General features: G+C 63.8%; 1 pseudogene. It reads left to right on the forward strand.

What is annotated here, in order from left to right:
• Nucleotides 1-343, forward strand: a pseudogene (locus tag ACH13J_RS18405) (IS3 family transposase); the annotation flags it as partial.

Raw genomic sequence — 343 nt, forward strand, 5'->3', positions numbered from 1 at the left:
GACAGTTTCCGATGCGAAGCGGCTCAAGGCGCTTGAAGACGAGAACGCCCGGCTGAAGAAGCTGCTGGCTGAGCAGATGCTTGATGCGGCGGCGATGAAGGAGCTGCTTTCAAAAAAATGGTAAGGCCCGCCGTGAAGCGCGCGGCCGTTGCGCATCTGCGGGCCCGGATGGGCCTGTCGGAACGGCGGGCCTGCCAGATTGTCGGGGCGGATCGGAAGATGATCCGCTACCGGTCGATCAGACCGCCAGAGACCGAGCTGCGTCAGCGGCTGCACGATCTGGCCAATGAACGTCGCAGGTTCGGCTATCGGCGCCTGTTCGTGCTCTTGCGCCGCGAGGGTG

Origin of the sequence: Roseovarius salis, assembly GCF_044472985.1 — a bacterium.
Lineage (GTDB): Bacteria > Pseudomonadota > Alphaproteobacteria > Rhodobacterales > Rhodobacteraceae > Roseovarius > Roseovarius salis.